The sequence below is a fragment of the Microbacterium sp. VKM Ac-2870 genome, from assembly GCF_015350795.1.
GTDB lineage: Bacteria > Actinomycetota > Actinomycetes > Actinomycetales > Microbacteriaceae > Microbacterium.
In genome coordinates, this window is record NZ_JADKSH010000006.1 from 80588 (window position 1) to 95076 (window position 14489).

Consider the following 14489-nt stretch of genomic DNA (forward strand, 5'->3'; position numbering starts at 1 on the left):
CGTCAGGGAACCAGGACGATCTTCCCGTCGGTACCGGCCGCCGAGAGGGCGACCGTCACGGGGATCGCTTCGCCACGCCACGCCTGCTCCTGCGCCGTCAACGGCTGGGGGCTGCCGCCGCTGAAGGCGCGGATGCCGAGCGCGGCGGCATCCTTTCCTCGCACGAGCGTCGCGATACGGCGACGATCGGCGACGAGCTCGACCGACCGCCACCGAGCGGATCGACAACGGTGAGAACGTCCGGGTCGCCCAACCGGGTGTACACGATCGCTGTGCTCATGAGGGGTGCAACGGCGCCGGTGGGTCGATACTCCGGGTGAACGCCGTCGATCACGCGGTGAGCGCCTTGGAGATGCGCGGCAAAGACACCTGCTCAGCGGTCCCCAGCGACTGCGCGAAGAGGCTCACCCGATACTCCTCGAGCAGCCACCGGGCGTGCACGAGGTGCGGGGGAGCGTCGAGGGCGAGGGGTGCGGTGCCGCCGGCGTCGGCGTAGAGCGCCGCCGCCCGTTCGAACTCGGTCATGCGCTGCCGATCGCGGCCGGGGTTGTCGGCGAGCGTGCGTACCCGATCCAGGGCGGCCTGCAGGTAGCGGGGGAGATGGCGGAGGCGCTCGAGGCCGGTGCGCGAGACGAAGTCGGGGAAGATCAATCCCGTGAGCTGGGACTTCACGTCGCCCAGAGCGGCCAGCAGCGTCATCGAGTTCTGGTTCTTGATCGCACGATCGACGTCGCGCTGCAGCGTGAGGATGCGGGCGGTCAGCGATACGGCTTGGAAGAGCTCGTCGACGACCCCGGCGGAGAACGCGTCGCGCACGGCGGCGAACTCTTCGGGGGAGCGCACACCTGCGAGCGTGAGCCGGGCCATCACGGCATCGGCGACGGCCGTGCGGGCGTCTTCGATGAGAGCCTTCGCCGACGGATACGGCGACGCGGCGAGCGAGAGCTTCTCGGCAGCCGTCAGATGATCGAGCACGTACGCGCTCGGCGAGGGCACCGCGAGCAGGAGTAGACGGCGCACGCCCGCGTGCGTGAGGCGGGCGGCGCGCTCGGGGGTCGACTCGATGCGCAGCGCCACGCTCGTCTTCTCATCGACGAGGGCGGGGTAGCCGCGTACGACGCCGCCGGCCACCTTGGTGTCCACGACCTCGGGGAGGGTGCCGACGTCCCACGTGACGATCCCCGTGCGCTCTGCCGGCACCGCGGCGCCTGCCGCCGCATCCGTAACGGCGGGCCGACCAGCGGCGTGTGCGATGCGCGCGGCGGGGGAGGCCTCCCGCGTCAAGGTGCGCGCCACTTGTTCTCGGGCGCGTCCGGCGAGCTGTTGCTGCAACTCGACGAGGTCGCGTGAGGTGCCGACGGTGCGTCCGCGGTGGTCGACAGCGCGGAAGGTCATCATCAGGTGCCCCGGCACGCGATCGAGCTCGAAATCGTCGGGCGTGACGGGCTGGTTGGCCACCCGTTGGATGCGCGCGGCGAGAGCGGTCCGCAGGAGCTGAGGCGGCAGCCCGTCGTGGTGCTCGGGGGCGGCGTCCGCGAGCTCGGCCGACAGAGTCGCCGCCCAATCGGCGGCGGGCACGACGTGGCGGCGGATGGCCTTAGGCAGCGCCTTGAGCAGCGCGGTCACCAGCTCGGTGCGCAGGCCCGGTACCTGCCAGTCGAACCCATCGGGCCGAAGCGATGCCAACAGCGGCAGTGGGACGATCACGCTGACGCCGTCTTCGGGGTTGCCGGGCTCGAAGCGGTACGACAGCGACAGCACCTGATCGTCCTGCTGCCAGCGGCCGGGGAAGGCGCGTTCGTCGGAGCGTGCGGAGTCGTCGAGGAGGTCGGCTTCGCTCATGTCGAGCAGCCGCGGCGTCGTAGCGGATGCCTCCCGCCACCACGACTCGAAGGAGCGCACGTCGACGACGTCGGCGGGCAGTCGCGCGTCATAGAACGCGAAGACCGCTTCGTCGCCGACGAGGATATCGCGGCGGCGCTCGCGCTCTTCGACCTTTTCCAAGCGGCGACGCAATTCGAGGTTGCGTCGCTCGAACGCCGTCAGGCGCTTGTCGAGGTGCTGGCTGTTCCATTCCCCGTCGACCAAGGCGTGGCGGACGAACAGCTCCCGTGCCAGAGGGCGGTCGATCCGCGCCAACTGCACGCGCCGACGCGGGATGATCTCGACGCCGAACAGAGTGACCTTCTCGGCGGCGACGGCGGCGCCGGCATCCTTCGACCAGTGCGGATCACTGAGCTGGCGATTCGCCAGATCCCCTGCCAACTCCTCCGCCCAGGCAGGGTCGATCGCCGCCACGGTGCGCGCGAACAGGCGCGACGTCTCGACGAGCTCGGCGGCCATCACCGCGTCGGGTGCGGCCTTGCGCAGCCCCGATCCCGGAAAGATCGCGAACGCCGCGCCGCGCGCGCCGCGATAGCTCGCGAGCGGCTTGCGTTTGTCGCCCGACGGGCCGGCGGGCTTCTTCGGCGCGATCGAACGTGTATCGAGGATGCCGATGTGCGAGAGCAGTCCCGACAAGATCGCCCGGTGCACCCGTGCCGGGTCAGCGGCGCTTCCCGTCGCCGGCTCATCGCGGTCCGGTGCCGTTTCATCGTCGTGGCGGGGGCGCTTCGCCCCCATCAGCTGGCGCAGCTGGCGGTGCACGTCGGCCCATTCGCGCACGCGCACGTAATTGAGGAATTCCGTGCGACAGAGGCGCCGGAACGCGCTCGAGCCGAGCTCACGCTGCTGCTCCTGCAGGTAGTTCCAGAGGTTCAGCAGGGTGAGGAAGTCGCTCGTCGGATCGGTGAAGCGCGCGTGCAGCCGATCTGCCTGCTCGCGCGCGGCGGGCTGGTCGGCAGACGGCCGTTCGCGGACATCTTGGATAGACAGTCCCGCGACGATCGCGAGCACATCCGGCAGCACCTGCAGTCGGCGTCCCTCGATGAGCATGCGCGCGAACCGCGGATCGATCGGCAGGCGGGAGACCTCTCGACCGAGCGCCGTGAGTCGCCGCGACGGGGTCACCGCGCGCAGCTCGGTGAGCAGATCGAACGCCGCTTTGACGCCACGGCTGTCGGGCATGGTGAGGAACGGGAAGTCCTCGATGTCGCCGAAGCCGAGCGACAGCATCTGCAGGATGACCGAGGCGAGCGAGGTGCGCAGGATCTCGGGCTCGGTGTACTCCGGCCGCGCCAGGAAGTCGTCTTCGCCGTAGAGGCGGATCGCGATGCCGTTGGAGGTACGTCCGGCGCGCCCAGACCGCTGCTGCGCGGACGCCTGCGAGATCGCTTCGATGGGCAGGCGCTGCACTTTCGACCGCACGCTGTAGCGCGAGATACGTGCCGTGCCGGCGTCTACGACGTAGCGGATGCCGGGCACCGTCAGGCTCGTTTCGGCGACGTTGGTCGAGAGGATCACCCGGCGGCGTACGCCGGCGACCCGCGACGGTTCGAACACGCGGTGCTGCTCAGCGGCCGAAAGTCGGCCGAAGAGAGGAAGCACCTCGGTCGGCCTCGCGTCGTGGGCGTACATGCCACGCACGGCATCCATCGCATCACGAATCTCCGCCTCGCCGGGCAGGAACACCAGAACGTCGCCGTCTGCCTCGCGGTCGAGCTCTCGGAGGGCCTCGACGAGCGCGTCGACATCGTCGGTCTCGGGCGTTTCGGCGCCACTCTTGCCGCTTCGCAGGGCGGTCGAGCTCGCGCTTTGCGGGACGGCGTCGGCAGTGGCGGGACGGTAGCGGATCTCGACGGGATACGTGCGCCCGGAGACCTCGACGATCGGGGCGGGGGTGCCCGCGGCATCCGCGAAATGCGCGGCGAAACTCTGCGGGTCGATGGTGGCCGAGGTGATGATCACCTTGAGGTCGGCGCGTTCCGGCAGGATGCGGGCGAGATAGCCCAGCAGGAAGTCGATGTTGAGCGATCGTTCGTGCGCCTCATCGATGATGATCGTGTCATATCGGCGGAGCAGCCGGTCACGATGGATCTCGTTGAGCAGGATGCCGTCGGTCACCAGCGCGATCTGCGTGTCGGCCGAGACCTGGTCGGTGAAGCGGACCTTGTAGCCGACCGCTCCGCCCAGGGGCACCTGCAGCTCTTCGGCGATGCGCTCGGCGATCGTGCGCGCGGCCAGACGCCGCGGCTGCGTGTGGGCGATGCGCGTGCGCCCGAGCTCGAGACAGATCTTGGGAAGCTGGGTGGTCTTTCCCGATCCGGTCGCGCCGGCGACGATCACCACCTGGTGGCCGGCGATCGCGCGCGCGATCTCGTCCCGGGCAGCGCTGACGGGCAGCTCCGGCGGGTAGGAGATCACGGGGACGACGGCGGGCATAGCCCTCCATCGTATTCCGACCCGGCCGCCACCGGCCGCGCCTACGCTGGAACGCATGACGATTCCCCTCCTCACCCTCAACGACGGTCACACCATTCCCCAGCTCGGCTTCGGCGTCTTCAAGGTCGATCCCGCACAGACCGAGAAGATCGTCGCCGACGCCCTCGAGGCCGGTTACCGCCACATCGACACCGCGGCCATCTACGGCAACGAAGAGGGTGTCGGTCGCGCCATCGCGGCCAGCGGTCTCGCCCGCGACGAGCTCTTCATCACCACGAAGCTCTGGAACGATCGCCAGGTCGGCGAGCAGCCCTTTGCGGCGATCGACGAGAGTCTCGAGAAGCTCGGCCTGGAGTCGGTCGACCTCTACCTCGTGCACTGGCCCGCACCCGCGAACGGCAACTACGTCAACGCGTGGCAGAAGATGGTGCAGATCCGCGACGCGGGCAAGGCCCGCAGCATCGGTGTCTCGAACCACCTGCCCGCGCATCTGTCGGAGATCATCTCGGCGACCGGTGTGACGCCCGCCGTCGACCAGATCGAGCTGCACCCGGCCTACCAGCAGGGTGATGTCACCGCGTTCGCGAAGGACCACGGGATCCTCATCGAAGCGTGGGGGCCGCTCGGACAGGGAAAGTACCCGCTGTTCGACGAGGCGCCGGTCGCTGCTGCCGCGGCGGCGCACGGCAAGACCCCGGCGCAGGTGGTGCTGCGCTGGCACGTGCAGCAGGGGCACATCATCTTCCCGAAGTCGAACAACCCCGCGCGTATTCGCGAGAACCTCGACCTGTTCGATTTCGAGCTCACCGCCGACGAGCAGGCGGCGATCACCGGGCTGGAGCGGGGCGGTCGCGTGTCGGCGCACCCCGACGAGGTCAACTGATCGCGGGACTCACTCGCTGAGTCGGCGGTAGCGCTGCAGGCGCCGCAGGCCTGCGGCATCCGCGCGCTCCGCCGGCACAGACGAGACCGCCGCCAGGCGCGCGTGCGCCGCCTGCTCATCGAGGTGGATGCCGATCGCTACCAGCTCCCCGGGTGACGGCGGAGAGGGCAACGGTGCGACGTGAATCGCCCCGGCGACCACGTTGACCACATATCCGCGGTCGCTGCGCGTGCCGCGCACCCGCACGCGACCTTTCATCCGGTAGGCGCCCTCCGGAGGCTGCTCGAGCAGGTCGACGAGCGCCGTCGGCGACACCGGCGCGGCCAGCGCGACCGCGGCGGAACATGCGTGTTCATGCGAATGGTGGCCGTGGCCGGGTCGGTGTTCCGGCGTCGGGTCGACGTCGTGGCGGAGCAGCTGTGCGATCGGCAGTTCGTCGGCAGGATCGTCGTGGTCGGCGACGTCGAAGACAAGCCTCGGATCGACCGCGCCGGCGCGAGCGGCGACGATCTGCGCTCTACGGTTGCGTGCGCGCACGCGATCGGTGATCCGCTCGAGGGTGCTCGCGCGTTCACGGGGAGCGAGCAGATCGGTCTTGCCGATCACGACGAGCGAAGCAGCCGCGTATCGCGGTGGCGGTTCGTCGTGGGAATCGATGGTGGTGAAGTGGTTCACCGCATCGATCACCTCGATGACGCCGCCGGGACGGACGCGTTCCACTCCGCTGAAGCGGATGAGGCGAGCGAGCACGGTCGGCTCGGCGAACCCGCTGGCTTCGACGATGATCGCGTCGAGCCGCAGGCGGGGGTCGGCGAGCCGGGCGAGCGCGTCATCGAGCCCACCTGCGTCGGGCAGGCAGCACACGCACCCACCGGAGATCGCGGAGGCTTCGTCGACCTGCCCGGTGACGAGGCCCGCGTCGACGTTGAGGGCGCCGAAGTCGTTCACGACCACCCCGATGCGCGCTCCCGGTGCGCGCAGGAGGTGGTTCACGAGGCTTGTCTTTCCCGCCCCGAGGTGCCCGGTGACCGCGATGACCGGCACGCGGGATGCCGCGGCGTGCGGCGGTGATGATTCGTCCTGGCGCTGCGACATGGGTGACCCTCGTTCCCGACGCCACCCATATTAATGAGAAGAGTTCTCAGCGAAGGATGTCAAGAACGGAGCTGCGGCTAGACCCAGCCCTGCATCCAGTTGTGCAAGCGGTAGAAGTCGTACGGAACCTGCGTCGCCGACCAGAGCGGATACCAGAAGGCCGAGAGGGCGATCACGGCGACGAGGAAGACGATGACGACGCGCTGACCCGCGGTGCGTCGGTCGGCCATCGCGTGAGCCGCGCCGGCGACGTCGCGCAGGACGAAGGTGAGCGCAAGCAGCAGGAACGGCCAGATCGCGATCGTGTAGAACTGGAAGACCGTGCGCTCGGGGTAGATGAGCCAGGGCAGCCACGTCGCCGCGATGCCCGTCAGAACCACGGCGTGACGCCAATTGCGTTCGACGGCGAACCGGTACACCAGGTAGAGCGCGGCCAGCACCGACGCGTACCAGAGCAGAGGGTTGGGCATGCTGTAGAGCACCTGCAGGCATCCGTTGTCGCCCACGCAGCCGCCCTGACCGTCAGCCGTGGAGAAGGCATACATCGACGTGGGACGCCAGAGGAACGGCCACGCCCACGCCGCACTCGAGTAGCTGTGCGGAGAGGTCATCCCGGTCATGGACGTGTAGATCGTCTGGTGGTAGGTCCACAGGCTCTGCAGCGGGAGCGGCACCCACGAGAACAGTCCCGTCGCCGGACTCGCGTCCGCGACGTGCCGGTCGTAGCCGCCGTCGCTCATCAGCCATCCGCTCCACGAGCCGAGGTAGACGACGAACGCCACCGGCACCAGCAGCACGAACGCGGCGAAGCCTTGGCGCGCGGCATCCATCGGCCAGAACGTCACGCCGAGGCGTCGACGCTCCAGCGCATCGGTCACGACGAGGTAGATCCCGATCGCGGCGAGCACCCAGACGCCCGACCACTTGACGGCGGTGGCCGCTCCGGCGGCGGCGCCCGCAGCGATGATCCACGGCCTGTTCCACAGCACGGGCCCCCACGCCGGTGCCGTCTCGCCGCGCGTGCGCGCCACCACGCCGGCCGCCAGCCGATCGAGGTGTCGCCGTCGATCGAGCAGTGCGAACCAGAACGCCAGCAGCACGAAGAACGCGAGGAAGATGTCGAGCAGCCCGACTCTGCTCATCACGACGCCGAGGCCGTCGATCGCGAGCAGGAACGAGGCGATCGTGGCGAATACCGTCGAGTCGGACAGCGTCTTGGCCACGAAGAACAGCAGCAGCACCAGCGCGGTGCCGAACAACGCTGTCATCGCCCGCCAGCCGAACGAGTTGTCCGCTCCGAACAGCCACATCCCGACGCCGATCAGGTATTTGCCGAGCGGCGGATGCACCACGAAGCTCGGGTCGGTCGTGAAGATGTTCGTCTCGCCGGCCGCGAAGCGCGAGTCGGCGCTGTTCGGCCAGCTCGCCGCGTACCCCAGCGTCCACTGGCTCCAGGCATCCTTGACGTAGTACGTCTCGTCGAAGACGAGCGCATGCGGCTGGCCCAGGTTCCAGAACCGGAGGATGCCGGCGAGCAGCGTCACCAGCAGGGGAGCGAGCCAGCTGTACAGACGCTGCAACCGCGGTTCGGCCCCGACGCGGCCGCGCCACCGGTCGTACACGGACAGTCGAGTCGGCGGCAGCAGCGGCGGGATCGGCTCGGCGGTGATCGACACGGCCCCCAGCCTAAGCTGAAGCAGTGATCATCCTCGGCGCGACGCCCATCGGCAACCTGGGCGACGCGTCCGCGCGGCTGATCGCGGCACTCGAGCAGGCGACCGTCATCGCCGCCGAAGACACGCGCACCGCGCAGCGGCTGCTGCAGGCGCTGCACATCGCCAATCGTCCCCGCCTGATCGCGCTGCACGATCACAACGAGAAGCAGCGCGCCGCCGAACTCGTCGCCCGCGCGCGCGAAGAAGACCTGCTGGTCCTCAGCGATGCGGGCATGCCGACTGTCAGTGACCCCGGCTTCGCTCTGGTCGCGGAGGCGGTCGCGCAGGGGGTGACCGTCACGGCGCTTCCCGGTCCGAGCGCGGTCGTGACGGCGCTCGCCGTCGCGGGACTTCCCACCGACCGCTTCACCTTCGAGGGATTCCTGCCGCGAAAGGCGGGAGAGCGGGCCCGCGCGCTCTCTCTGCTGGCGACCGAGCCCCGCACGATGGTGTTCTTCGAGGCTCCGTCGCGTCTGGCTGAGACGCTCGAGGCGATGGCTGCTGCATTCGGCGCCGAGCGCCCCGCGGCGGTGTGTCGCGAGCTGACCAAATTGCACGAGGAAGTCGTCCGCGATGGTGTCGGCGCGCTCGCCGCCTGGGCGGCGGGTGGCGTGCGCGGAGAGATCGTCGTGGTCGTCGGGGGAGCGGCCGCCCGCGAGGTGTCGGCCGACGACGCCGTCGCGCAGGTGCAGGCGCTCGTGGCCGGCGGCATCCGCCTGAAGGATGCCGCCGCCGAAGTGGCTGCGGCGACCGGGCTGTCCAGCCGCGACCTGTATCAGGCCGTGCTCGCCGCGCGTTGAACCCTCGCGTCGTCACGTGCGGCGCCGTCACACGCGGAGGCGGTGGTGATGGCCCCAACTAGAATCGACGGGTGACATCTGGCCAGTCTTTCTACATCACGACGCCGATCTATTACCCGAGCGATTTGCCGCACATCGGACACGGGTACACCACGGTCGCCGTCGACACCCTCGCGCGCTGGCATCGGCAGGCCGGAGATGACACCTGGATGCTCACCGGCACCGACGAGCACGGGCAGAAGATGCTGCGCGCCGCCGCGGCCAACGGCGTGACGCCGCAGGAGTGGGTCGACAAGCTCGTGACCGAGTCGTGGTTCCCGCTGCTGAAGACCCTCGACGTCGCCAACGACGACTTCATCCGCACGACGCAGCCGCGCCACGAGGAGCGCGTGCAGCAGTTCGTGAAGGCGCTCTACGAACGCGGCTACATCTACGCGGGGGAGTACGAGGCCCTCTACTGCGTCGGGTGCGAGGAGTTCAAGCCCGAGGCCGAGATCGTCGATGGCACCGGGGCGTTCGAGGGGCTCAAGGTCTGCGCCATCCACTCCAAGCCGCTGGAGCTGCTGCAGGAGAAGAACTACTTCTTCAAGCTCAGCGAGTTCCAGGACAAGCTGCTCGATCTCTACAAGACCGAGCCCGACTTCGTGCGCCCCGAGTCGGCCCGCAATGAGGTCATCTCGTTCGTGCGCAGCGGCCTCAAGGATCTCTCGATCTCGCGTTCGGCGTTCGACTGGGGTATCACCGTGCCGTGGGACCCATCGCATGTCATCTACGTGTGGGTCGACGCGCTGCTCAACTACGCGACGGCGGTCGGGTACGGCACCGATCCCGCGCAGTTCGAGCGCCGCTGGCCGGCCTACCACGTGGTCGGCAAGGACATCCTGCGCTTCCACGCGGTGATCTGGCCGGCGATGCTGATGGCTGCCGGTCTCGACGTGCCGCGAGGCGTGTTCGCGCACGGCTGGCTGCTCGTGGGTGGCGAGAAGATGAGCAAGTCGAAGCTCACCGGCATCGCTCCGACGGAGATCACCGACGTGTTCGGCTCGGATGCCTACCGGTTCTACTTCCTGTCGGCGATCGCGTTCGGCCAAGACGGCTCGTTCTCGTGGGAGGACCTGTCGGCGCGTTATCAGGCAGAGCTGGCCAACGGGTTCGGCAACCTCGCGTCGCGGACGACCGCGATGATCGAGAAGTACTTCGAGGGCGTCGTGCCGCCGCCGGCCGCGTACACGGAGAGCGATCTCGGCATCCAGAAGATCGTGGCGGATGCCGCGGTGGCTGCCGACGCCGCGATCGAGCGGTTCCGGCCAGACGAGGCGATCGCCGCGATCTGGACGATCGTCGATGCGCTCAACGGCTACATCACCGAGAACGCCCCGTGGGCTCTCGCGAAGGACGACGCGCAGCGGGGCCGCCTCGGGACGGTGCTGTACACGGCCGCCGAGGGGCTGCGTGCGCTCGCCGTGCTGCTGAGTCCGGTGATGCCGGTGGCGACCGAGAAACTGTGGGTCGCGCTCGGTCACGCCGGGCGTCTGCAGGACCAGCCGCTGCGCGAGGCCGGGAGCTGGGGCGTGCTCGTTCCCGGTTCGAGCGTGAACGGGTTGGCTCCGCTGTTCCCGCGGATCGAGCAGTAGGCGGTCGATTCGGTGGCCAGTGCCGGTCGTTGAACGGCGAGCGAAGCGAGGAGTCGAAACGTCATGACCGACCCGTCGACGTACGTGCGCGTGCGCGAGAAGAGCGCGCGCGACGTGTCGTATCCGCCGGCACCGGATCCGCTACCGGTGGCGGTGTACGACAACCACACCCACCTGGAGATCGAGGACGGCGAGGGTCTTCCGCTCGAGGAGCAGATGCGCCGCGCTGCCGAGGCGAATGTGATCGGCGCCGTGCAGGCCGGTGGTGACATCGAATCGAGCAGATGGTCGGCGTGGGCGGCGGCCACTCATCCGCGTGTGCTTGCCGCGGTTGCGATCCACCCGAACGAGGCTCCTGTGTACGCGGAGCAGGGCATGCTCGCCGAGGCGATCGCCGTGATCGATGAACTGGCCGCGCAGCCGCGCGTGCGGGCGATCGGTGAGACCGGCCTGGACTTCTTCCGCACCGACGAGGCCGGACGTCCCGCGCAGTTCGAGAGTTTCGAGGCACATATCGCGTTGGCGAAAAAGCACGCGATTGCGATGCAGATTCATGACCGCGATGCGCACGACGCCGTGCTCGACACGCTCGAGCGGGTGGGTGCGCCCGAGCGGACCGTGTTCCACTGCTTCTCCGGCGATGCCGACATGGCACGGATCGCGGCCGATCGCGGGTACTGGCTGAGCTTCGCGGGGAACATCACTTTCAAGAATGCGCAGAACCTGCGTGATGCGCTGGCGGTCACGCCTCGCGAGCGCATTCTCGTAGAGACGGACGCGCCGTTTCTCACGCCCGCGCCGTTGCGTGGCCGGCCCAACGCGCCGTATCTGGTGCCGGTGACGGTGCGCTTCATGGCGGAGGAGCTGGGGATCGCGCTGGACGAGCTGTGCGCGCAGCTGGCCGCCAACACGCTCGAGGTGTATGGCGCGTTCGAGGACTGATCGCTTTCTGCTCTTTCTGGGTATCCCTCGCACCGCTCACGCGGCGTGCATGAGACTTCGTGTCGCTTCAATCCGCGTTCCGCTCACGCGGCCGGCAGCAACCTTCGCGGGGGCGGGCGCAGATCGCCCCAGGCGTAACGGAGCGCCAGGCGGGGTCGCAGCGGCGTCGGCGGACCGCCGTCGGGAGGATGCAGCTCGAAGTCGCTGCGGCCGTCGCGCGTCACACGCCAACCGCCGTGGTGAAGCTGCATGTGGTGGAACCGGCAGAGCAGGATGCCGCGGTCGAGATCCGTACGGCCTTCGTCGCGCTGCCACTGATCGATGTGATGCGCTTCGCAGTACGAAGGTGGTCGGTCGCAGCCGTGCCAGCGGCATCCGCCGTCGCGGATCGCCAGCGCGATGCGCTGCCGCGGCGTGAACAGCCGCGATTCGCGACCCACATCGAGGGGACCGCCGCCCGTGTCGAGGGTGCAGGGCACACCGCCCGTATCGCAGGCGTGTTGCGCGACGAGCCACGCGGGCAGAGCGGCGTGTCCGTCCTCGATGACGCCCACCGCGGGTCGTTCGTCGTCGGCGGCGGAGGCCGCGTCTGCGGTGATCACGAGGCGCACGCCGGCCTGCCGCGTGCCGAACACGGCATCGGCGTCGGCGAGTGTGCCCGCGCGCAGGACGTCGATCATCAGGTCGTAGCACAGCTGATCATTCGTGCGCGGGCCGGCGACGAGTTCGTCCGCGAGAGCGCGCTCCGCCTCGTCGACGAATCGCGGACCGCCGCGCCGCGGGCGCAGAGCCGCATCGATGATCGACGACACCCACGCGGCCGCTTCGTCGTCGAAGGTGAACGATCCGCGGCGGAGTCCGTCGTGATCGGTCCACATTCGAAAGCTGCGCGCCTGGAACCGCTCGTCGAATCGCCGCTCCGCACCGGCGGGATCGAGTAGATCCCGAATGGTCCGAGCCGCCTGCGCCAGCTCCTCGACCGTACGATGTGGTGCCTCATCGCGCAGCCGACATGCCGCAGCTGCCCACGCAGCGGCGATGGCCGCGGTCTCGGCATCTGGGCCGCAGGCGGTGTCAGCATCCTGCGCATCGCCCTCGAACTCCGGGCCGACGCGCCGCGGCTGGCCCAGTCCGCGCAGTATCGCGTCGTGTTGGGCGGAGGTCAAAGTTCCTGCCAACAGCGCATCGGCGAGAGCCGCATGCCAGGGTCGCGGTGCGCAGTCCTGCTCGCGGCCGGACGCGCCGGTCTCGTCGGGGGAGCTCCCGTCACCGCCCGATGCGTCGGGACGGGCCGCCGTCAGCGTCTCGCCCAACCTGACATGCTTGGCGGCATCGGCGCGGGTTGCTCCGGTCAGCTCTTGGATGAAGGAAAGCGGGGAACGGTGCCCGCGCGTCTGCGCGAGTCCGCCGTGGCCGTGTTCTCGCGTCGACCGTGACGCGACAACTCCCGCGCCGGCGATCCGCAACGACTCGCCGCCACGCACGAGCGCGGACGCACATGCGATGAGCGACACCACCGCGGCGTCGCTCAAGCTCGCGACGGAGGCGGGGATCTCCGCGGCATCCACATCGCCGACGAGCGTCTGCAGCGTGTCGATCGCTGCGCGCAAGTCGGTGAAAGTGGACATGCTTCATTTTCTCGCCCACCTCCGAAATTCGAACAAAGATACGATCAGTGCGATTGCCCAGCTCACGCCACATCGGCCTCGTCGGACAGCACCGGCTTCGCCGCGGCGATGGCGGTGATCGAACGCCACATGACGAGCAGAGTGAGCGCGGAACCGGCGAACGCGAACCACCAGGGCGCGGTGAGCCCCCACTGCTGGGCGATCAGACCGCCCAGCAGCTGGCCGATCACCAGGCCGCCGAAGACGCCGACCATGTTGACGGAAGCGATGCGGCCCTGCAGCTCGCGGGGGACCAGCCGCTGGCGGACCGTGGTTGAGATCGTCGCCCAGACGAACGCGTAGACGCCGAAGCCGAACATGATGACGAACGCCACCCAGGGCACCGTCGTCAGCGCGAACGCCAGGTGCATCACGACCTCCAGCGACAGGCACACGCGCATGAGGGTCGCGAACGAGACGTGCTTCTCGAGCCATCCGAAGATCGCGATACCGACGAGTCCACCGAGCGCCGACGCGGTCGTCAGTGTGCCGTAGCCGACCGCGCCCATCCCGAGATGATCGGTCGCATAGAGCACCAGGATGCCCCAGGGGGCCGCCCACGTCACGTTGAAGACGAGGATGATCACGACGAGCGTGCGCACCGGGGGAGTGCTCCGCAGCCATCGCAGGCCTTCCCGGATCGGCTGCGCGCGTCGCTGCGGATCGCCCACCTGTTGCGGCGCCACGGTGACCGTGCGCGCGATCCGTGAGATCAGCACGACTCCGAGGCTCACGCACACGATCTGCACCAGGAAAGGCCAGAAGGTTCCGACGGCGAACAGGAACGCGCCCAGGGGCGGCCCGGCCAGCTGGTTGGCGACCAGGTAGCCCGCTTGCAATCGCGCGTTGCCGACGCCGAGGTCTACCGGGCGAACCAGCATCGGCAACAGCGTGCTGCTCGCCGAGTCGGCGAACACCTCGGCCGTCCCGTAGAGGAATGCCGCGAGGAGCACGATCCACACCGTCGCGTGCCCGGTGACGAGAAACGCGATGAGTCCCGCCACCAGGACTGCGCGCAGGCCATCGGCGACCATCACGAGCCGTCGACGGTCGTGGTGGTCGGCGACTGATCCGGCGAACAGTCCGAACAACAACCACGGAAGGTACTGCATCATCGCGCCGGAGGCGACGAGCAGCGGCGAGTCCGTCAGCGACGCGATGAGCAGCGGCGACGCCGACAGCGCGATCCCGTCACCGAGGTTGCTCGTCCACGACGACGCCAGCAACGACCGGAAGTCACGACCCAGACGGCGCGGCGCGACGATCTCGCCGACGGAGCGGCGGTTTCCGAGCGGGGGCATCCTGACATCGTAGGTGCGGCCACCGACGTGCCGAACTCCTCCAGAATCACGACCGCCGCGCGGCGGACACCGCGAAACCGGGGCTCTCCGGTCGCGGTCGGCGTCGTTGGAGGAGTTCGGGACGAGTCGGCG

General features: G+C 69.0%; 10 protein-coding genes. 4 read left to right on the plus strand and 6 right to left on the minus strand.

The genetic code is table 11. The features are described from left to right. Positions 1-2: 2 nt before the first annotated feature. Positions 3-164, minus strand: coding sequence for a hypothetical protein (locus ITJ43_RS13740; RefSeq protein WP_228495915.1), 162 nt, complete (start codon positions 162-164; stop codon positions 3-5). 166 nt (positions 165-330) lie between these two features. Next, positions 331-4320, minus strand: a complete 3990-nt coding sequence (gene hrpA, locus ITJ43_RS13745; RefSeq protein WP_194584420.1) for an ATP-dependent RNA helicase HrpA — start codon at positions 4318-4320, stop codon at positions 331-333. A 55-nt stretch (positions 4321-4375) separates the two neighbouring features. Between hrpA and ITJ43_RS13750 the strand changes: the two genes are divergently transcribed. Next, positions 4376-5203 (plus strand): aldo/keto reductase, encoded by an 828-nt coding sequence (locus ITJ43_RS13750; protein ID WP_194584421.1) that lies wholly within the window; start codon positions 4376-4378, stop codon positions 5201-5203. A 9-nt stretch (positions 5204-5212) separates the two neighbouring features. On the opposite strand, the gene ITJ43_RS13755 is transcribed toward ITJ43_RS13750, so the two are convergent. After that, entirely contained in the window at positions 5213-6298 is a 1086-nt protein-coding gene (locus tag ITJ43_RS13755; protein WP_194584422.1) for a CobW family GTP-binding protein, read from the minus strand. Positions 6299-6375: 77 nt separating this feature from the next. Continuing rightward, positions 6376-7974 (minus strand): dolichyl-phosphate-mannose--protein mannosyltransferase, encoded by a 1599-nt coding sequence (locus tag ITJ43_RS13760; protein WP_194584423.1) that lies wholly within the window; start codon positions 7972-7974, stop codon positions 6376-6378. A 23-nt stretch (positions 7975-7997) separates the two neighbouring features. Between ITJ43_RS13760 and rsmI the strand changes: the two genes are divergently transcribed. From rsmI to ITJ43_RS13775, 3 genes are all read left to right on the plus strand, one after another. Further along, positions 7998-8813: a 16S rRNA (cytidine(1402)-2'-O)-methyltransferase gene (gene rsmI / locus ITJ43_RS13765; protein ID WP_194584424.1), complete on the plus strand. Its 816-nt coding sequence runs from the start codon at positions 7998-8000 to the stop codon at positions 8811-8813. 71 nt (positions 8814-8884) lie between these two features. Next, a complete protein-coding gene (metG, locus tag ITJ43_RS13770; RefSeq protein ID WP_194584425.1) occupies positions 8885-10447 on the plus strand; it encodes a methionine--tRNA ligase in 1563 nt (520 codons plus the stop codon). 63 nt (positions 10448-10510) lie between these two features. Then, entirely contained in the window at positions 10511-11389 is an 879-nt protein-coding gene (locus tag ITJ43_RS13775) for a TatD family hydrolase (RefSeq protein WP_194584426.1), read from the plus strand. Positions 11390-11472: 83 nt separating this feature from the next. Here ITJ43_RS13775 and ITJ43_RS13780 read toward each other — a convergent pair whose 3' ends face one another. Together ITJ43_RS13780 and ITJ43_RS13785 are read right to left on the minus strand one after the other, a co-directional pair. Further along, a complete protein-coding gene (locus tag ITJ43_RS13780) occupies positions 11473-13017 on the minus strand; it encodes an HNH endonuclease signature motif containing protein (RefSeq protein ID WP_194584427.1) in 1545 nt (514 codons plus the stop codon). 62 nt (positions 13018-13079) lie between these two features. Then, positions 13080-14357 (minus strand): MFS transporter, encoded by a 1278-nt coding sequence (locus ITJ43_RS13785; RefSeq protein ID WP_194584428.1) that lies wholly within the window; start codon positions 14355-14357, stop codon positions 13080-13082. Between the last annotated feature and the right edge of the window lie 132 nt (positions 14358-14489).

What these genes read in the sequence shown, in the direction of transcription:
- ITJ43_RS13755 (WP_194584422.1), bottom strand. Translation starts at nt 6,298, where the DNA reads ATGTCGCAGCGCCAGGACGAATCATCACCGCCGCACGCCGCGGCATCC.
- hrpA (WP_194584420.1), bottom strand. Translation starts at nt 4,320, where the DNA reads ATGCCCGCCGTCGTCCCCGTGATCTCCTACCCGCCGGAGCTGCCCGTC.
- ITJ43_RS13780 (WP_194584427.1), bottom strand. Translation starts at nt 13,017, where the DNA reads ATGTCCACTTTCACCGACTTGCGCGCAGCGATCGACACGCTGCAGACG.
- ITJ43_RS13775 (WP_194584426.1), top strand. Translation starts at nt 10,511, where the DNA reads ATGACCGACCCGTCGACGTACGTGCGCGTGCGCGAGAAGAGCGCGCGC.
- ITJ43_RS13785 (WP_194584428.1), bottom strand. Translation starts at nt 14,357, where the DNA reads ATGCCCCCGCTCGGAAACCGCCGCTCCGTCGGCGAGATCGTCGCGCCG.
- ITJ43_RS13750 (WP_194584421.1), top strand. Translation starts at nt 4,376, where the DNA reads ATGACGATTCCCCTCCTCACCCTCAACGACGGTCACACCATTCCCCAG.